This window comes from Deltaproteobacteria bacterium, from assembly GCA_019309045.1.
GTDB lineage: Bacteria > Desulfobacterota > Syntrophobacteria > BM002 > BM002 > JAFDGZ01.
This window is the reverse complement of sequence record JAFDGZ010000176.1, coordinates 1-3,192: the sequence shown is the minus strand read 5'-3', so window position 1 is coordinate 3,192 and position 3,192 is coordinate 1. Positions and strand designations below refer to the sequence as shown.

Sequence of the window (3,192 nt, the reverse complement as noted above, 5' to 3'; positions counted from 1 at the left end):
TGACATGGCCAGAGGCGGTTCGCTGCCAGTATTTAATCGGCTCATCCGATTGAAAAAATGCCTCTTTCGGTTCAGCTAGAAAAAGGCAGGGTCCAACCTTTGGCCCTGCCTGGTGCCCCATTGTAGGGGTAGGTTTGAAACCTGCCCCTGCGGCTATGTCTTCCGCTGTAAATTATGGCAAGGCAACTATTATTAACACGGGTTCTGCAATGATCGATCCCGCCCAGGAGGAGTTCATGATCAGCAGGATGGCGGCGGTTTTGTGCTTATCGATTCTTTGCCTGCCTCTCTTTGCATTTTCGGCAACCTATGAGGTGGGTCCTGGGAAGGGTTATGCAAACATCGGCGACGTCCCCTGGGAGAATATGGAGGCGGGTGATCAGGTATTGATCTACTGGCGGCAGGAACCCTACACAGAGAAGTGGGTGATTGCTGTTCAGGGAACAGAGCAGCAGCCCTTCAAGGTGCAAGGGGTGGCCAGCGATAGTGGACAGCTGCCTGTCATCGACGGTCGGAATGCGACCACCCGCAGTCAAATCAACTTCTGGAACGAAGGGCGAGGGGTCATCAAAATCGGCGGCGCCAACATACCTGCTGTGGCCGAGCCGACCTGGATTATCCTTGAAAACCTCGACATCCGGAGCGGCAGAACCCCTTATAAGTTCACAGGGCGGGACGGCCTGACGAGCTATGCTGAAAACGCGGCCTCGGTCTACATGGAAACCGGCCAGAACATCACCATCCGCAACTGCATTCTGCACGACTCGGGAAATGGGCTGTTCATCTCTCACGCTGCCAGGAACATTCTCATAGAGGGCTGCCGGATCTACGATAACGGCATCGAACACAGCATCTATCAGCACAACACCTACACCGCCGCCATTGGCATCATCTATCAGTTCAACTACCTTGGCCCGCTGCGGGCAGACTGTCTGGGAAACAACCTCAAGGATCGATCAGCCGGGCTTGTGGTGCGCTACAACTGGATCGAAAGCGGCAACCGGCAGCTCGACCTGGTCGACGCCGAAGACAGCATGGCTCTTGTCAATCACCCGAGCTACCGCAAGACTTACGTCTACGGCAACATTCTTATTGAGCCGGATGGAGCCGGAAACAGCCAGATCATCCACTACGGAGGGGACAGCGGCAACGAAAGCATATATCGCAAAGGGACCCTTTACTTTTACAATAATACTGTGGTCTCCAGCCGCTCTGGCAATATTACCCTCCTGCGTCTATCAACCAACGATGAGTCCTGCGACTGCCGAAACAACATCCTCTACACCACCGCTGCAGGCAGACATCTTGCCCTTGTCAATGAAGCCGGAGTCGTCCGCCTGAAAAACAACTGGTTGAAGGCTGGCTGGGTAGACAGCCACAGCGGCCTCAGCGGAACCATGCACGATGACGGTGGCAATATTACCGGCGACACCCCGGGTTTCGTGGACGGAGCTAGCCAGGACTACCACCTTGCCAGCAACTCGGCATGCATAGATGCCGGCACCACGCTCAATGATGATGCCTACCCGGTGCTATTTCAATACGTCAAACAGCAAAGTGCCGAGGCGCGTCCCTCAGACAGCACCCTGGACATTGGCGCCTATGAGTTCAAGAAGAACAGGTCCCTGCGTGGCCAGCCTGTTGCAGTTTGGCTTCTCCTCCACGATTAAAAATCTTGCCTGGAGCTGTCAGCCGAATGTTTTTGGATGGTAATTGGGATTGTAGAGTGGGTGGTCGGACCGAACCAAAAAATATTTCCAAACCAATGACAACTTTTCGTAGGGGCAGGTTTCAAACCTGCCCCTATGGGTTGGTCCTGCAATTCATCGGTCTAGTTGCCGCCGCGGTACATCTGCAGCTCTCTTTGGCGCAATCGTTCTTCTTCTTCGAAACTCCACACCAGTTTGTATTTGCCGTCCTTCTTGACTTCCATTGTATGAACCCAGATACCTTCTCCCTGTATTTCCCCGGTTACCCGCACCGGCATGGTCACGTATTGGGCCTTGATAGGACGATTTAAATTGAGCAGGAAGTAGTGACTGCCGTCCGGCATCAGCAGGACGAAGTCATGCTCTGCGGCAACGTGGGGGTCAGAAGGACTTTCAGGGCAACCTGTTTTATTGTGGACACAATTGGCCCCCTGAATTATGCCTTCAAATGACTTGTACTTGGCAGTCAGAGCCGGAGTTGGAGCCAGCAATGCGGCAGCCAGGATCAGTACAACCGCAACCAGAAGCCAACTCATGGCAGGGACGGAATCCGACTTTTTTCCAAATTTATTGCTCATAGTGGTCTCCAATGCACTGATGCCAAACTGAAATAGAGATTGACAACGAAATCATAGCATACTTCTTATGCCGATACTAACTACCCCGGATAACATGACGAATGCCAGATTTGAACACCGCTACTTCCGGACATGGCAGCAAAAATATCAGTGACGGTATAGAATTATGTACCTTATCAATTCTAACAGAATTCGCAAAGGGGAAAATACAATTATCATGGTCGCCTCAAGTCGACAAGCTGAGATGGCATCCTCAACAACTGCTGGGCGCAACCTTCAGGTTCCGTTCGGGGATGTCAAGAAAGAAAGACAAACTGCCGGTCGTCTTACCAGGAGCCGATATCCATAGTTGGCAACGGACGCTGAAGCCTTCGGCTACCGACCCGCTGTCGTGAGGTGGGTTATTCTGTGTCAATGATGAACTGAAAAAAGATGACGTTTGAACTGTACCGCATCTCTTGTTTCAGCGCTGCGCCTGAGCAGGGTGACAAACAAGAATAATTGTGCCCCGCTGCCTCCATGCACGGCGGCAAAGGTCAAAGAGGTGGGGCAATAACGTTGTAAGTTATCACTTCTAATGGAGTTTGCAAGTGTTTCAACTGATTGTTGAGGAGTGAAACAAAAAAGTCTTGCTTGCCATGCTGTCATTCCATAGAATCGGGGAACCAATTCAGAAGCAACTGGTGCCGTTCTTTCAATCTAACTCTCTCCCAACCCAAACCTGATCCACCGGAGGCGGAGAAATAAACGGAGAAGATTGACCACGAAAGCACGAAAAAGAGCATCTAAATGCACTGCTGTCCGGTTATAAGTAGTTGAAATTAAACGATAGTTGGTTGTGATTTGGCAACATGTGTTTTGTTGGTCCTGGATCGAAGAGTTGCCATATATTTCGTCGGTCAAAC

The 3,192-nt window shown here is 51.4% G+C and carries 2 protein-coding genes; one reads left to right on the top strand and one right to left on the bottom strand.

The window, feature by feature from the left end; all coding sequences use genetic code 11:
* The first annotated feature begins 236 nt into the window (after positions 1-236).
* Positions 237-1,670 (top strand): right-handed parallel beta-helix repeat-containing protein, encoded by a 1,434-nt coding sequence (locus JRI89_17395; protein ID MBW2073006.1) that lies wholly within the window; start codon positions 237-239, stop codon positions 1,668-1,670.
* 161 nt (positions 1,671-1,831) lie between these two features.
* Here JRI89_17395 and JRI89_17390 read toward each other — a convergent pair whose 3' ends face one another.
* A complete protein-coding gene (locus JRI89_17390; GenBank protein ID MBW2073005.1) occupies positions 1,832-2,287 on the bottom strand; it encodes a hypothetical protein in 456 nt (151 codons plus the stop codon).
* Between the last annotated feature and the right edge of the window lie 905 nt (positions 2,288-3,192).